Origin of the sequence: Citrobacter sp. MGH104, assembly GCF_001034485.1 — a bacterium.
Classification (GTDB): Bacteria; Pseudomonadota; Gammaproteobacteria; order Enterobacterales; family Enterobacteriaceae; genus Citrobacter; species Citrobacter freundii.
Genome location: NZ_KQ089818.1, coordinates 2456957 through 2471605, shown reverse-complemented (window position 1 = coordinate 2471605; position 14649 = coordinate 2456957). Strand labels below are relative to the sequence as shown.

The following is a 14649-nucleotide window of genomic DNA, read 5'->3' as shown; positions in this document are numbered from 1 at the left end:
TCGTAGAGGATTCAAGATGGCTACTGGAAAAATTGTCCAGGTAATCGGCGCCGTGGTTGACGTCGAATTCCCTCAGGATGCCGTACCGCGCGTGTACGATGCTCTTGAGGTTATGAATGGTAAAGAGAGCCTGGTGCTGGAAGTTCAGCAGCAGCTCGGCGGCGGTATCGTACGTACCATCGCCATGGGTTCTTCTGACGGTCTGCGTCGTGGTCTGGAAGTTAAAGACCTCGAGCACCCGATCGAAGTCCCGGTAGGTAAAGCAACGCTGGGTCGTATCATGAACGTTCTGGGTCACCCGATCGACATGAAAGGCGATATCGGTGAAGAAGAGCGTTGGGCTATCCACCGTGCAGCACCTTCCTACGAAGAGCTGTCAAGCTCTCAGGAACTGCTGGAAACCGGTATCAAAGTTATCGACCTGATGTGTCCGTTCGCTAAGGGCGGTAAAGTTGGTCTGTTCGGTGGTGCGGGTGTAGGTAAAACCGTAAACATGATGGAGCTGATCCGTAACATCGCGATCGAACACTCCGGTTACTCCGTGTTTGCGGGCGTAGGTGAACGTACTCGTGAGGGTAACGACTTCTACCACGAAATGACCGACTCCAACGTTCTGGACAAAGTATCCCTGGTATATGGCCAGATGAACGAGCCGCCGGGAAACCGTCTGCGTGTTGCGCTGACCGGTCTGACCATGGCTGAGAAGTTCCGTGACGAAGGTCGTGACGTTCTGCTGTTCGTTGATAACATCTATCGTTACACCCTGGCCGGTACAGAAGTATCTGCACTGCTGGGTCGTATGCCATCAGCGGTAGGCTACCAGCCGACCCTGGCGGAAGAGATGGGTGTTCTGCAGGAACGTATCACCTCCACCAAAACCGGTTCTATCACCTCCGTTCAGGCGGTATACGTACCAGCGGATGACTTGACTGACCCATCCCCAGCAACCACCTTTGCTCACTTGGATGCAACCGTGGTACTGAGCCGTCAGATCGCATCTCTGGGTATCTACCCGGCAGTTGACCCGCTGGACTCCACCAGCCGTCAGCTGGATCCGCTGGTTGTTGGTCAGGAACACTACGACACCGCGCGTGGCGTACAGTCCCTGCTGCAGCGTTATCAGGAACTGAAAGACATCATCGCCATCCTGGGTATGGATGAACTGTCTGAAGAAGATAAACTGGTGGTAGCACGCGCACGTAAGATTCAGCGCTTCCTGTCCCAGCCGTTCTTCGTTGCGGAAGTATTCACCGGTTCTCCGGGCAAATACGTTTCCCTGAAAGACACCATCCGTGGCTTTAAAGGCATCATGGAAGGCGAATACGACCACCTGCCAGAGCAGGCGTTCTACATGGTTGGTTCTATCGACGAAGCCGTGGAAAAAGCCAAAAAACTTTAACGCCTTAATCGGAGGGTGATATGGCAATGACTTACCACCTGGACGTCGTCAGCGCAGAGCAACAAATGTTCTCTGGTCTGGTCGAGAAAATCCAGGTAACGGGTAGTGAAGGTGAACTGGGTATTTTCCCGGGTCACGCACCGCTGCTCACCGCCATTAAGCCTGGTATGATCCGCATCGTTAAACAGTTCGGTCATGAAGAGTTTATCTACCTGTCCGGCGGCATTCTCGAAGTGCAGCCTGGCAGCGTGACCGTTCTGGCTGATACCGCGATTCGCGGACAGGATCTCGATGAAGCGAGAGCCCTGGAAGCGAAGCGTAAGGCTGAAGAGCACATCAAGAGCTCTCATGGTGACGTGGATTACGCTCAGGCATCTGCGGAACTGGCCAAAGCGATCGCGAAACTGCGCGTTATCGAGTTGACCAAAAAAGCGATGTAACACCGGCTTGAAAAGCATAAAGGCCAGTCTGGTTTCCAGGCTGGCTTTTTTTTGCTTTTGCTGCAAGAACATTTAAATTGAAAGCTGTTTTGTGATTTAGATCATAAAAATATTGATTGGCTAAAAAATGCGGCGTAGACTCTTTTTATGTGATGTGTGTCACATAATAAAATCAGATAAAAAGAGATGCCAACATGAAATTACTCAATAAAATCATCGCCATGTTCAGCAATATGAGCTTTTAGACTTTACCTGCCTGTCCTGTGGCGCGATGCTTGATATGGTTTATCAGTCAGCGCCACTTGTTGTTATAAATCCCCTCCCCCTACTCTTCTCCCTCAACTTTTTATTTCGCGTACACATGTTCGGTTTCTCACTGAATCACATAAAAAAAATCGGGCTTTGCATGTGTAACTCTTTATTCATGCGGTAAAAAAATAGCAAAAACATTAACCTAAGGCTTTAATAAGAGCAGTCCCCAGGTTTTTGGCAGACAAAAGATACTGATTTAGACGAAAATAGTGAGTTATCAGATGGGGAATTACCCCTGTTGAACGTTTTATCTTCGGTCCATTTCACGCTGAAAAAAATGTAGTATTTTCAATGTGAAACGGTATAAATTCGTTCTCAAATTACAGTCAGGATGTGTATGTTGAATAATGCTATGAGCGTCGTGATCCTTGCCGCAGGCAAAGGCACGCGTATGTATTCCGATCTCCCTAAAGTGCTGCATACCCTCGCAGGAAAACCGATGGTTCAGCATGTCATTGATGCTGCTAATGAATTAGGTGCGACTCACGTACATCTGGTCTACGGGCACGGTGGTGATTTGCTCAAGCAGACGCTGAAAGATGGCAATCTGAACTGGGTTCTGCAGGCGGAACAGTTGGGTACCGGCCATGCAATGCAGCAGGCGGCGCCATTCTTTGGTGATGATGAAGACATTTTAATGCTCTATGGCGATGTGCCGCTGATCTCTACCGATACCTTACGTCGCCTGCGTGAAGCCAAACCGCAGGGCGGCATTGGCTTGCTAACGGTAAAACTTGATGACCCAACCGGTTATGGCCGAATTACCCGCGATAACGGCAATGTCACGGGTATCGTTGAGCATAAAGATGCCACCGACGAGCAGCGTCAAATCCAGGAAATAAACACTGGTATCCTGATTGCCAACGGCGCTGACATGAAGCGTTGGCTGTCTAAACTGACCAACAACAACGTGCAGGGTGAATACTACATCACCGATATCATCGCGATGGCGTATAAGGAAGGACGTGAAATTGCTGCAGTACATCCGGCACGCATTAGCGAAACTGAAGGGGTGAATAACCGTCTTCAGCTATCCCGTCTGGAACGTGTTTATCAGTCCGAGCAGGCAGAAAAACTGCTGCTGGCGGGCGTGATGTTGCGCGATCCGGCACGTTTTGATCTTCGCGGTACGCTTATTCACGGGCGCGATGTTGAAATTGATACTAACGTTATCATTGAAGGTAACGTAACCGTTGGGGATCGCGTCAAGATTGGCGCCGGTTGCATCATCAAAAACAGCGTGATTGGTGAGGGTTGCGAGCTTAGCCCATACAGTGTGGTGGAAGATGCGCATCTGGAAGCCGCTTGCACCATTGGTCCATTCGCACGTCTGCGCCCGGGTGCTGAGCTGCAGGAAGGCGCGCACGTGGGTAACTTTGTCGAAATGAAAAAAGCGCGTCTGGGTAAAGGCTCCAAAGCCGGTCATTTGACCTACCTGGGTGATGCGGAGATTGGCGATAACGTGAATATCGGCGCGGGTACGATTACCTGCAACTACGATGGCGCCAATAAGTTTAAAACCATTATTGGTGATGATGTGTTTGTGGGGTCTGATACTCAGCTGGTGGCGCCTGTCACCGTGGGTAAAGGTGCGACGATTGCCGCCGGAACCACCGTAACGCGTAATGTCGCCGATAACGAACTGGTATTAAGCCGTGTACCTCAGGTCCATAAACAGGGCTGGCAGCGTCCGGTGAAGAAGAAGTAAGTGATTTTTGCCGGATGGCGGCCTACGTGCGGTGACGTTCTGTAGGCCTTATAAGCGTAAGCGCCATCAGGCACACAAGAGATGAGGGGATAACATAATCCTCCGCTCAACAAGCAGTACCATAAAAATAACCCCACTCTCTACAAGGCTCGGGGCGCCCGAAATGGGCAAATACAGGTCAGCGACAACGACAGGCATAATGCCTAAATTCGGAATCAAAAAATATGTGTGGAATTGTTGGCGCTATCGCGCAGCGTGATGTAGCTGAAATCCTTCTCGAAGGTTTACGTCGTCTGGAATATCGTGGTTATGACTCTGCTGGTCTGGCCGTCGTCGATGCTGAAGGTAACATGACCCGTCTGCGTCGTCTGGGTAAAGTGCAGATGCTGACTGCTGCTGCGGAAGAACATCCGTTGCATGGTGGTACAGGTATCGCTCATACCCGTTGGGCGACACACGGTGAACCTTCAGAAGCGAACGCGCATCCTCATGTTTCTGAACACATTGTTGTGGTGCATAACGGCATCATTGAAAACCATGAACCACTGCGTGAGCTGTTGAAAACGCGTGGCTATACCTTTGTTTCTGAAACCGACACCGAAGTGATTGCTCACCTGGTGCACTGGGAACTGGAACAGGGTGGTACGCTGCGTGAAGCCGTGCTGCGCACTATTCCCCAACTACGTGGTGCCTACGGCACGGTGATCATGGATACCCGTAATCCGGAAACCCTGCTGGCGGCCCGTTCTGGTAGCCCGCTGGTGATTGGTCTGGGTATGGGCGAAAACTTCATCGCTTCCGATCAGCTGGCGCTGCTGCCGGTAACCCGTCGCTTCATCTTCCTGGAAGAGGGTGACATCGCGGAAGTGACTCGTCGTTCTGTCTCTATTTTCGACAAGTCTGGCGCAGAAGTGAAACGTCAGGATATCGAATCGAATCTGCAGTATGACGCGGGCGAAAAAGGTATTTATCGCCACTACATGCAGAAAGAGATCTACGAACAGCCGAACGCGATTAAAAATACGCTGACCGGGCGCATTAGCCACGGTGAAGTGGATTTAAGCGAGCTGGGGTCGCGTGCCAACGAGCTGCTGTCTCAGGTTGAGCATATCCAGATTATCGCCTGCGGTACGTCTTACAACTCCGGTATGGTGTCCCGCTACTGGTTTGAATCGCTGGCGGGTATTCCTTGTGATGTCGAAATCGCTTCCGAATTCCGCTATCGCAAATCCGCCGTGCGTCGTAACAGCCTGATGATTACCCTTTCTCAGTCTGGTGAAACGGCGGATACCCTGGCGGGCCTGCGCTTATCTAAAGAGCTGGGCTATCTGGGATCGCTGGCTATCTGTAACGTTCCGGGTTCCTCTCTGGTGCGTGAATCTGACCTGGCGATGATGACCAATGCCGGTACCGAAATCGGTGTGGCCTCCACGAAGGCATTTACCACTCAGCTGACCGTTCTGCTGATGCTGGTGGCGAAACTGTCCCGTCTGAAAGGCCTTGATGCGTCTATTGAGCAGGAGATCGTTCACGGTCTGCAGGCGCTGCCGAGTCGTATTGAGCAGATGTTGTCTCAGGACAAACGCATTGCCGCTCTGGCAGAAGGTTTCTCTGACAAACATCATGCGCTGTTCCTTGGCCGTGGCGATCAGTATCCAATTGCGCTGGAAGGCGCGCTGAAGCTGAAAGAGATCTCTTATATTCACGCTGAAGCTTATGCCGCAGGTGAACTGAAACACGGTCCGCTGGCGCTGATTGATGCCGATATGCCAGTTATCGTGGTTGCGCCGAACAACGAATTGTTGGAAAAACTGAAATCCAACATTGAAGAAGTTCGCGCCCGTGGCGGTCAGCTGTACGTCTTTGCTGACCAGGATGCTGGCTTTACCAGCAGCGAAAACATGCACATCATCGAGATGCCGCATGTGGAAGAGGTGATTGCACCGATCTTCTACACCGTTCCGCTGCAGCTGCTGGCGTATCATGTGGCACTGATTAAAGGCACCGACGTCGATCAGCCGCGTAACCTGGCGAAGTCAGTTACCGTAGAATAATACTTAGTACAAAGCTATTAAGGGTTGCTGTAGCAATACAGCAACCTTTTTTATTTGCATTTACAAATATTCTAAATAGTATTTTAATTATAGATTAATCACCTGTTTGTAATTATATTTAAATCATATAAATAATAATGATGTTAGCTTGTAGATTGAGCTGATTGTGTTTTTTTTGCACTTTTTTATGGGTGAATTCTGAAAATTTAAATTCTGATATATAAAATGTGAGGTAATTGTTATATTAATAATTAATGTATATGCTTGTATTATTAGTTAATGAAATCTGTAAACCTGATTATTTCTGTTTTACAGATTTTGTAATTTGCTGTTTATATATTTTAAGGAGTATTATCTATCCCGATGTAAAGGGTATTTGTTTTATTTTTTATCTGTGAAAATAAAACGTTAAGATAATTTAATATATAAAGGGATAAAATGAAACTAAATTTAATTACGGGTGCGTTGGTGCTTTCTTCTACGATTATGGCAAGCCAGGTATTTGCTTCTGATGGTACCGTCCACTTTCGTGGTGAAGTGATTGACAGTACGTGTGAAGTGACCGCAGATACCAAAGATCAGAGTGTCGACTTAGGTAAAGTAAACCGTACTGCATTCACCGGTGCAGGTTCTACCGCCGCGCCGACGGCTTTCCATATTGACCTGGAGAAATGCCCGGATACATATACCAAAGCGGGCGTTCGCTTCGATGGCACAGAAGCTGCCGACGGTAATGGCGACCTGGCTATTGGCGATCCGCTGAATACGACGACTCCGGGTGATTATACAGGAACTGAACCTGCACCGATTACCGCAACAGGTGTTGCGATCCGTATCTATAACAAAGCTGATAACTCTCAGGTTAAGCTGTATACAAAATCAGCTGAAACCCCGATTGTTGCGACTAAAGCGTCTATGCAGTTTGTTGCTCGTTATATTGCCACTTCTGCGACAGTGACTGCCGGTACCGCTAACGCCGATTCCCAGTTCACCGTTGAATATGTGAAGTAATACAAAGAGTCATTCGTTTCAATTGAATATTCATTGTTAATTAAATGGCGCTCGTTATTGTGCTATTCCTTTTTCTTTGTTATAGCGAGCGTCTTTTTATTTCTGGATACATGTATGCCTGGTCATTATTTTAAAATAGTTCTGTTTATGGTCTTTTCATTTTATTCATCGGTATCTTTTTCAGGTATCGTTGTTGGAGGCACACGAGTTATTTTTCCAGGTAATGCACCCGATGCAACGATATCTATTTATAATAAAGAATCTAAACTCCCTTATTTAATTCAGTCGTGGGTCGATCCATTTGACAAAAATGATAAGAGCAAACCGCCCTTTACGACGATTCCTCCTGTGTCGCGACTCGAGGCTGGGCAAGAAAAAATATTACGTATTATTAAAACAGAGGGTAATCTTCCTACCGATCGTGAATCTGTTTTTTGGTTTAATGTTAAAAATATTCCCCCGTCAACGAATAAAGAAGAGGGGAGCTCTCTTGAAATTGCTATTAAAACACGAATTAAGCTTTTCTGGCGTCCCGCGTCGATAACCATTACGCCGGAAAAGGCAGTAGCCAAAGTATCCTGGCAGCGTCAGGGAAATAAACTGATGGTGAATAATCCAACGCCTATTCATATCAATGTGATGAGCGTAATTGTTGACGGAAAAGATATCACCTTAAATATGATTAAGCCGTTTGAAACGATAGCCCTGGACATTCCTGAAGGGGCTGCTGGGCGTTCGTTGGTATGGCAATTTATTAATGATTATGGCGCGATCAGCGATCCGATAAAAAGGGCCCTTTAACTACCCGACAAGGACGTCACGATGATTGATTCAGGTCGTTATTTCATACTGGTTTCCGGCGTTTTTATGAGCGCTACTTTTCAGAGTATGGCGCAGGATTCATTATTTAACCCGAATCTTCTGGAGATCGATCACCCGGTTAATGTCGATATCCGTCAGTTTAACCGCTCAAATGCGCTTCCTCCGGGTAATTATAAGGTTGATGTAATCGTTAATGGTCGTTTTTTTGAACGACAGGATATTAAATTTATTCAGGACTCACCGGAAGGGGAGCTTCACCCCTGCTTTATTGCCATAAAGGATGTTTTATCTTCCTATGGTGTAAAAGTTAATGCGCTGAAGGAACTGAATGAGGCTGATAGTGAAGCGTGTATCAATCCGGTTCCCTTGATCGATGGCTCATCGTGGTTTTTTGATGCTAACAAACTGGCGTTGAATATTTCTGTTCCACAAATTTATCTGGATAGTTCGGCGGCTGATTATATCAGCCCCTCCCGCTGGGATCAGGGGATTAATGCGCTGATGGTTAACTATGATTTCTCCGGGGCACACACATTAAAATCCAATTATGACTCCTCTGAGGATGACAGCTATTACCTCAACTTACGCAACGGTTTGAATATCGGTGCCTGGCGGCTACGTAACTACAGCACCTTAAACGCGACGGAAAACAGTACTGAATACCACTCTATCAGTAGCTACGTTCAGCGAGATATTGCCGCGCTGCGTAGCCAGATTATGCTGGGTGATACCTGGACGGCGAGTGATGTTTTTGACAGCACGCAAATCCGTGGGGCACGGTTGTATACCGACGACGATATGTTGCCATCCAGCCAGAATGGCTTTGCGCCAATAGTTCGTGGTATCGCTAAAAGCAACGCGACGGTGATTATTCGGCAGAATAATTATGTTATTTATCAGTCTGCTGTACCGCAAGGGGCTTTTGAGATCACCGATCTTAACACCACCAGCGGCGGCGGCGATCTGGATGTGACCATCAAAGAGGAGGATGGCAGCGAGCTGCACTTTACCCAGCCGTATGCCTCGCTTGCCATTCTGAAACGTGAAGGGCAAACCGATGTGGACATTAGCGTCGGTGAAATACGCGATGAGAGCGGCTTTACGCCCAATGTGCTACAGGCTCAGGTTCTCCATGGTTTGCCGTGGGGGCTGACGCTGTATGGCGGTACACAGGTCACGGATGATTATGCATCTGCGGCGATGGGGATGGGTAAGGATATGGGCTCGCTCGGCGCGCTGTCATTGGATGTGACTCACGCGCATGCCAACTTTGACGATGGTGACGATGAAACCGGGCAATCTTATCGCTTTCTCTATTCTAAGCGGTTCGATGAAACTGATACGAATTTCCGTCTGGTTGGATACCGTTATTCCACTGAGGGGTACTACACGCTCAATGAATGGGCATCCCGGCAGAATAATGATGAAGATTTCTGGATGATTGGTAACCGACGTAGCCGTATTGAAGGGACGTGGTCGCAATCTTTTGCCCGGGGCTACGGTAATATTTATCTGACGTTGAGTCGACAGCAGTACTGGAAAACGGATGACGTCGAGAAATTGGTTCAGTTTGGTTATGCCAACACCTGGCGGCGTATTTCGTGGAACGTTTCCTGGAACTACACCGATTCTGTCAATCATTATGGAAGCAGTCAGTCTTATGATGATGAGAACGATCATGAGCATATTTTTATGCTGTCGGTTTCGGTACCGCTTTCCGGCTGGCTGGAGAACAGTTACGTCAATTATTCGCTGACGCAAAACAATCACAATGACAGCACGATGCAGGTCGGATTGGGCGGTACCGCGCTGGAAGGACATAACCTTGCCTATAACGTTCAGGAATCATGGGTTAGCGATCCGCAAGACAGCTATAGCAGTAACGCCAGCCTGAGCTATGACGGTACCTATGGCTCAGTTAACGGTAGCTATGCCTATAGTCAGGATTCACAGCGCCTTAACTACGGGGTTCGCGGCGGTATTCTGGTTCACAGCGGCGGCATCACTTTTTCGCAAGAGCTAGGGGAAACGGTGGCATTGGTTGAAGCGCCGGGGGCAGATGGCCTCTCAGTGGAGAACGCCACCGGCGTATCCACCGACTGGCGAGGCTATACGGTAAAAACGCAAATGAATCCGTATGATGAAAACCGGGTGGCGATCAACAGCAATTATTTCTCGCGCGCTAATGTCGAACTGGAAAATACCGTGGTTAATCTGGTACCTACGCGCGGCGCTGTGGTGAAAGCGACGTTTGTCACTCATGTTGGTTATCGTGTGTTGTTTACGGTAACGATGCCAGATGGTAAACCCGCACCATTTGGCGCTATGGCCTCGGCGGATTTGGAGTCCGGCACGGTAACTGGGATTGTGGGTGATAATGGTGAGCTTTATTTATCCGGAATGCCGGCAGAAGGTCATTTTACGATTACGGGTAATCTTGGCACCTGTTCTGCACATTACCATTTTTCTGAACCGAAAGATAATGAACTGATTCAGGTTAAAGTTGGCTGCAAATAAAAAGGATATTAATTTGAGACTGGTTATCTGTTTTATATTTCTCACGTCTGCTATTTTTTGCAAAAATCTATTAGCCGCCGACGTTTATTGTGAGGCAGATGGTGGAACGCATCATAGTATATTAACATTCCCCAATAAAAAAATTAGTGCAACTCAAAATAAAAGTGGGCAAACATTTGAGCAGCATGTTGATAATGGAAATAGGTATCATGGGTTTTGCTACTGTACTAGTAATTTTAACTATGTTTATTATACTGCCGTGGAAAATTCCTCGTTAGCTAAATCAGGTGTGCGGAGTAATATACAATATTATAATCTTAATGAACATTTGGATGTGGGGATCTCCATCGCTATTCTCGGTAGAGGTTATATTAATGTACCTTTTTCCAATCAACCTAACAATCCTGATGGCAAAAACACATGTACAGATAATAAAAAAATAGCGACTTTTGATAGTGGGTCAGATGCGATTATTTATTTTTATGTCAAGGAGCCATTTATTGGAAAAGTGACTATTCCAACTATGTTAATGGCTTCTTTGTATGGTAAAACGAACGCCACTGGTGCAGATAGTCCCACTCCGTTAGCCGATGTCTATATCCAGGGGGATATTACCGCTCCACAGGAGTGTGAAGTTAATGGAGGGCAAGTGATTGAAGTCAATTTTGAAAAAATACCCGCCTCCGAATTTTCATCGACGCCGGGTGCGGCGATTACCAGCCGTAAAATTCCGATAAAGGCATCGGTTAAATGTACGGGAATGGCGGCTGGGCAAGATGTTGAAGTTTCGCTACATGCGACGCAGACGGCGACATCGCCCACAATGTTACAGACATCAAACGACGATGTTGGAATCAAGATTTATGATGAATACGATAAAGAAGTTGATGTGAACGGCGGGCGCATGGAAACAGATATGGGAAAACGTTCGCGTTTGGGTGAAGAAGATGGCGAGTTCAATTTCTCTGCCGCACCCGGTAGCGCCACCGGTGCCAGGCCAAAGCCCGGTACCTTTAGCGCCAATGCTACGATCATCATGGAAATTAAAAACTAATCCTCCTCAGGCAACGGCTGTTTATGACAGCCGTTGTCATATTTACCATCCGAATCCCAACGCATCAAAAATTTTATGACAAAAAAATGAAAGCTAATTGATTTATTTTTGTTATTTTTCAATGTGTTATATTTTATGTTGTTGCTGTCATAAAACTGTCATATTTCGTACATTTAACTGTCACCTGTTTGTCCTATTTTGCTCACAGTAGCAACTCAAACAACGATTTACGAAAACCGTGCAGGAGACATTATGAAAGTTATGCGTACCACTGTCGCAACTGTTGTCGCCGCGACCTTATCCATGAGCGCGTTCTCTGCGTTTGCAGCAGCGAGCCTGACAGGTGCAGGTGCAACCTTCCCTGCGCCAGTGTATGCCAAATGGGCAGATACCTATCAGAAAGAGACCGGTAGCAAAGTAAACTACCAGGGTATCGGCTCCTCCGGTGGTGTAAAACAAATTACGGCCAATACCGTTGATTTCGGCGCTTCTGATGCACCGCTGTCTGACGAAAAACTGGCGCAAGAAGGTCTGTTCCAGTTCCCGACCGTGATCGGTGGCGTAGTGCTGGCTGTGAATATCCCGGGCCTGAAATCCGGCGAGCTGGTGCTGGACGGTAAAACGCTGGGTGACATCTACCTCGGTAAAATTAAGAAGTGGGATGATGAAGCCATCACCAAACTGAACCCGGGTCTGAAGCTGCCTTCACAGAATATCGCCGTTGTGCGTCGCGCTGACGGTTCCGGTACTTCCTTCGTTTTCACCAGCTACCTGGCAAAAGTAAACGAAGAGTGGAAATCTAAAATTGGTTCCGGCTCTACTGTGAACTGGCCGACCGGTCTGGGCGGTAAAGGTAACGACGGTATCGCTGCGTTCGTACAGCGTCTGCCGGGTTCTATCGGTTACGTTGAGTACGCTTACGCTAAGCAGAACAACCTGGCGTACACCAAGCTGTTCTCTGCTGATGGCAAACCGGTAAGCCCGACAGAAGAGAGCTTTGCTAACGCCGCAAAAGGCGCTGACTGGAGCAAAACTTTCGCTCAGGATCTGACTAACCAGAAAGGTGACGACGCGTGGCCAATCACTTCCACCACCTTCATCCTGGTCCATAAAGAGTCGAAGAAACCAGAGCAGAGCGCAGAAGTGCTGAAGTTCTTCGACTGGGCGTACAAAAATGGCGGCAAACAGGCTAACGACCTGGATTACGCCAGCCTGCCGGACAGCGTGGTTGAGCAGGTTCGTGCTGCATGGAAGACCAACGTGAAAGACAGCAGCGGTAAAGCGCTGTACTAATAGAATATCTTTAACGAGTTGGCGGATGGCGCTACGCTTATCCGCCCTACGGTTTCGACTGTAGGCCCGCTTTGTAGGCCGGATAAGCGTAGCGCCATCCGGCATGGGCAACTTCGTAAACGCGTTTAACTTAAAGAGTGATTTATGGCTGCAACCAAGCCTGCTTTTAACCCACCGGGTAAAAAGGGTGACATGATCTTCAGCGCGCTGGTAAGACTGGCTGCGCTGATTGTGCTATTGATGTTGGGTGGCATTATTGTCTCTCTGGTTATCTCCTCCTGGCCAAGCATTCAGAAATTTGGTTTCTCCTTTCTGTGGACCAAAGACTGGGATGCGCCAAACGATATCTACGGTGCCTTAGTACCGATTTACGGTACGCTGGTTACCTCACTTATTGCACTGCTGATTGCCGTTCCGGTGAGTTTCGGCATTGCGCTGTTCCTGACTGAACTTGCACCTGGCTGGCTGCGTCGCCCGCTGGGCATCGCTATTGAACTGCTGGCGGCAATTCCGAGTATCGTGTACGGCATGTGGGGGCTGTTTATCTTTGCCCCGCTGTTTGCGACTTATTTCCAGGAGCCGGTCGGAAACATCCTTTCCAACATTCCGTTTGTTGGCGCACTGTTCTCCGGCCCGGCTTTTGGTATCGGTATTCTGGCGGCTGGCGTGATCCTCGCCATCATGATCATCCCGTACATTGCGGCGGTTATGCGTGATGTGTTCGAACAAACGCCGGTACTGATGAAAGAGTCAGCCTACGGCATCGGCTGTACCACCTGGGAAGTTATCTGGCGCATCGTCCTGCCGTTCACCAAAAATGGCGTGATCGGCGGCGTGATGTTGGGGCTGGGCCGCGCACTGGGTGAAACCATGGCGGTGACCTTTATCATCGGTAACACCTACCAGCTCGACAGTGCCTCGCTGTACATGCCGGGCAACAGTATTACCTCTGCGCTGGCGAATGAATTTGCCGAAGCGGAATCTGGACTGCACGTTGCCGCGTTGATGGAGCTGGGTCTGATTCTGTTTGTGATCACCTTCATCGTGCTGGCTGCGTCTAAGTTCATGATCATGCGCCTTGCGAAGAACGAGGGGGCACGCTAATGGCTACGCTTGAAATGCAAAACACCGCTCAGCTTGCGGAATCCCGCCGTAAAATGCAGGCGCGTCGTCGTCTGAAAAACCGCATCGCGCTGACGCTCTCTATGGCGACCATGGCGTTCGGTCTGTTCTGGCTCATTTGGATCCTGATGTCCACGATCACCCGCGGCATTGACGGTATGTCGCTAGCGCTGTTCACCGAAATGACGCCGCCGCCGAATACGGCGGGTGGTGGTCTGGCGAACGCCCTGGCCGGTAGCGGTCTGTTGATTCTGTGGGCGACCGTGTTTGGTACCCCGCTCGGCATTATGGCGGGTATCTACCTGGCGGAGTATGGGCGTAAGTCCTGGCTGGCTGAGGTCATCCGCTTTATCAATGACATTCTGCTTTCTGCGCCATCCATCGTGGTCGGTCTGTTCGTTTACACCATCGTGGTAGCAAAAATGGAGCATTTCTCCGGCTGGGCGGGCGTGATCGCGCTGGCGCTGCTGCAGGTGCCCATTGTTATTCGTACCACAGAGAACATGCTCAAGCTGGTGCCAGATAGCCTGCGTGAAGCCGCCTATGCACTGGGTACGCCGAAATGGAAGATGATTTCTGCGATCACCCTGAAGGCATCTGTCTCGGGGATCATTACAGGTGTTCTGTTAGCAATTGCTCGTATCGCAGGTGAAACGGCTCCGCTGCTGTTTACGTCGCTCTCCAACCAGTTCTGGAGCACTGACATGATGCAGCCTATCGCCAACCTGCCGGTCACTATCTTTAAGTTTGCGATGAGCCCGTTTGCTGAGTGGCAGCAACTGGCCTGGGCCGGGGTACTGATTATTACCCTGTGCGTACTGCTGCTGAACATTCTGGCGCGCGTCATTTTCGCGAAGAAGAAACACGGTTAATTTTTACGGCGTGGCTGATGCGGCGCCGGATGAGGAAAAGATTGA

11 protein-coding genes are annotated in these 14649 nt (G+C 48.8%); all 11 read left to right on the top strand.

The features are described 5' to 3' along the window. Nucleotides 1–16: 16 nt before the first annotated feature. The 11 genes from atpD to pstA all read left to right on the top strand — a co-directional run bounded on the left by atpD (nucleotide 17) and on the right by pstA (nucleotide 14604). Nucleotides 17–1399, top strand: a complete 1383-nt coding sequence (gene atpD, locus SK34_RS11615; protein ID WP_003023806.1) for a F0F1 ATP synthase subunit beta — start codon at nucleotides 17–19, stop codon at nucleotides 1397–1399. A gap of 20 nt (nucleotides 1400–1419) precedes the next feature. After that, nucleotides 1420–1839: a F0F1 ATP synthase subunit epsilon gene (locus tag SK34_RS11610; protein ID WP_003023809.1), complete on the top strand. Its 420-nt coding sequence runs from the start codon at nucleotides 1420–1422 to the stop codon at nucleotides 1837–1839. Between the two features lie 649 nt (nucleotides 1840–2488). Beyond that, complete coding sequence (glmU, locus tag SK34_RS11605; RefSeq protein WP_044700491.1) at nucleotides 2489–3859, top strand: bifunctional UDP-N-acetylglucosamine diphosphorylase/glucosamine-1-phosphate N-acetyltransferase GlmU; 1371 nt, start codon at nucleotides 2489–2491, stop codon at nucleotides 3857–3859. Between the two features lie 224 nt (nucleotides 3860–4083). Beyond that, the gene (gene glmS / locus SK34_RS11600; protein ID WP_003023813.1) at nucleotides 4084–5913 is read left to right on the top strand and encodes a glutamine--fructose-6-phosphate transaminase (isomerizing); all 1830 of its coding nucleotides are present in this window, start codon (nucleotides 4084–4086) and stop codon (nucleotides 5911–5913) included. Between the two features lie 438 nt (nucleotides 5914–6351). Next, on the top strand, nucleotides 6352–6924 hold the full coding sequence (locus tag SK34_RS11595; protein WP_044714273.1) for a chaperone-usher fimbrial major subunit: 573 nt from the start codon (nucleotides 6352–6354) through the stop codon (nucleotides 6922–6924). Between the two features lie 81 nt (nucleotides 6925–7005). After that, nucleotides 7006–7725 (top strand): fimbrial chaperone, encoded by a 720-nt coding sequence (locus SK34_RS11590; RefSeq protein WP_407057038.1) that lies wholly within the window; start codon nucleotides 7006–7008, stop codon nucleotides 7723–7725. A gap of 21 nt (nucleotides 7726–7746) precedes the next feature. Then, the gene (locus tag SK34_RS11585) at nucleotides 7747–10263 is read left to right on the top strand and encodes a fimbria/pilus outer membrane usher protein (protein WP_048233089.1); all 2517 of its coding nucleotides are present in this window, start codon (nucleotides 7747–7749) and stop codon (nucleotides 10261–10263) included. Beyond that, entirely contained in the window at nucleotides 10250–11317 is a 1068-nt protein-coding gene (locus SK34_RS24665; RefSeq protein WP_181553658.1) for a fimbrial protein, read from the top strand. Before SK34_RS11585 ends, SK34_RS24665 begins: the two co-directional genes overlap by 14 nt. A gap of 252 nt (nucleotides 11318–11569) precedes the next feature. Continuing rightward, complete coding sequence (gene pstS / locus SK34_RS11575) at nucleotides 11570–12610, top strand: phosphate ABC transporter substrate-binding protein PstS (RefSeq protein WP_048233087.1); 1041 nt, start codon at nucleotides 11570–11572, stop codon at nucleotides 12608–12610. Between the two features lie 144 nt (nucleotides 12611–12754). Continuing rightward, nucleotides 12755–13714, top strand: a complete 960-nt coding sequence (gene pstC / locus SK34_RS11570; protein ID WP_003023817.1) for a phosphate ABC transporter permease PstC — start codon at nucleotides 12755–12757, stop codon at nucleotides 13712–13714. Next, the gene (pstA, locus tag SK34_RS11565; protein ID WP_003023819.1) at nucleotides 13714–14604 is read left to right on the top strand and encodes a phosphate ABC transporter permease PstA; all 891 of its coding nucleotides are present in this window, start codon (nucleotides 13714–13716) and stop codon (nucleotides 14602–14604) included. Before pstC ends, pstA begins: the two co-directional genes overlap by 1 nt. Nucleotides 14605–14649 lie beyond the last annotated feature (45 nt).

Excerpts from the sequence above, each read along its gene's own strand:
- atpD (WP_003023806.1), top strand. The coding sequence starts at position 17 with ATGGCTACTGGAAAAATTGTCCAGGTAATCGGCGCCGTGGTTGACGTC.
- SK34_RS11610 (WP_003023809.1), top strand. The coding sequence starts at position 1,420 with ATGGCAATGACTTACCACCTGGACGTCGTCAGCGCAGAGCAACAAATG.
- glmU (WP_044700491.1), top strand. The coding sequence starts at position 2,489 with ATGTTGAATAATGCTATGAGCGTCGTGATCCTTGCCGCAGGCAAAGGC.
- glmS (WP_003023813.1), top strand. The coding sequence starts at position 4,084 with ATGTGTGGAATTGTTGGCGCTATCGCGCAGCGTGATGTAGCTGAAATC.
- SK34_RS11595 (WP_044714273.1), top strand. The coding sequence starts at position 6,352 with ATGAAACTAAATTTAATTACGGGTGCGTTGGTGCTTTCTTCTACGATT.
- SK34_RS11585 (WP_048233089.1), top strand. The coding sequence starts at position 7,747 with ATGATTGATTCAGGTCGTTATTTCATACTGGTTTCCGGCGTTTTTATG.
- pstS (WP_048233087.1), top strand. The coding sequence starts at position 11,570 with ATGAAAGTTATGCGTACCACTGTCGCAACTGTTGTCGCCGCGACCTTA.
- pstC (WP_003023817.1), top strand. The coding sequence starts at position 12,755 with ATGGCTGCAACCAAGCCTGCTTTTAACCCACCGGGTAAAAAGGGTGAC.
- pstA (WP_003023819.1), top strand. The coding sequence starts at position 13,714 with ATGGCTACGCTTGAAATGCAAAACACCGCTCAGCTTGCGGAATCCCGC.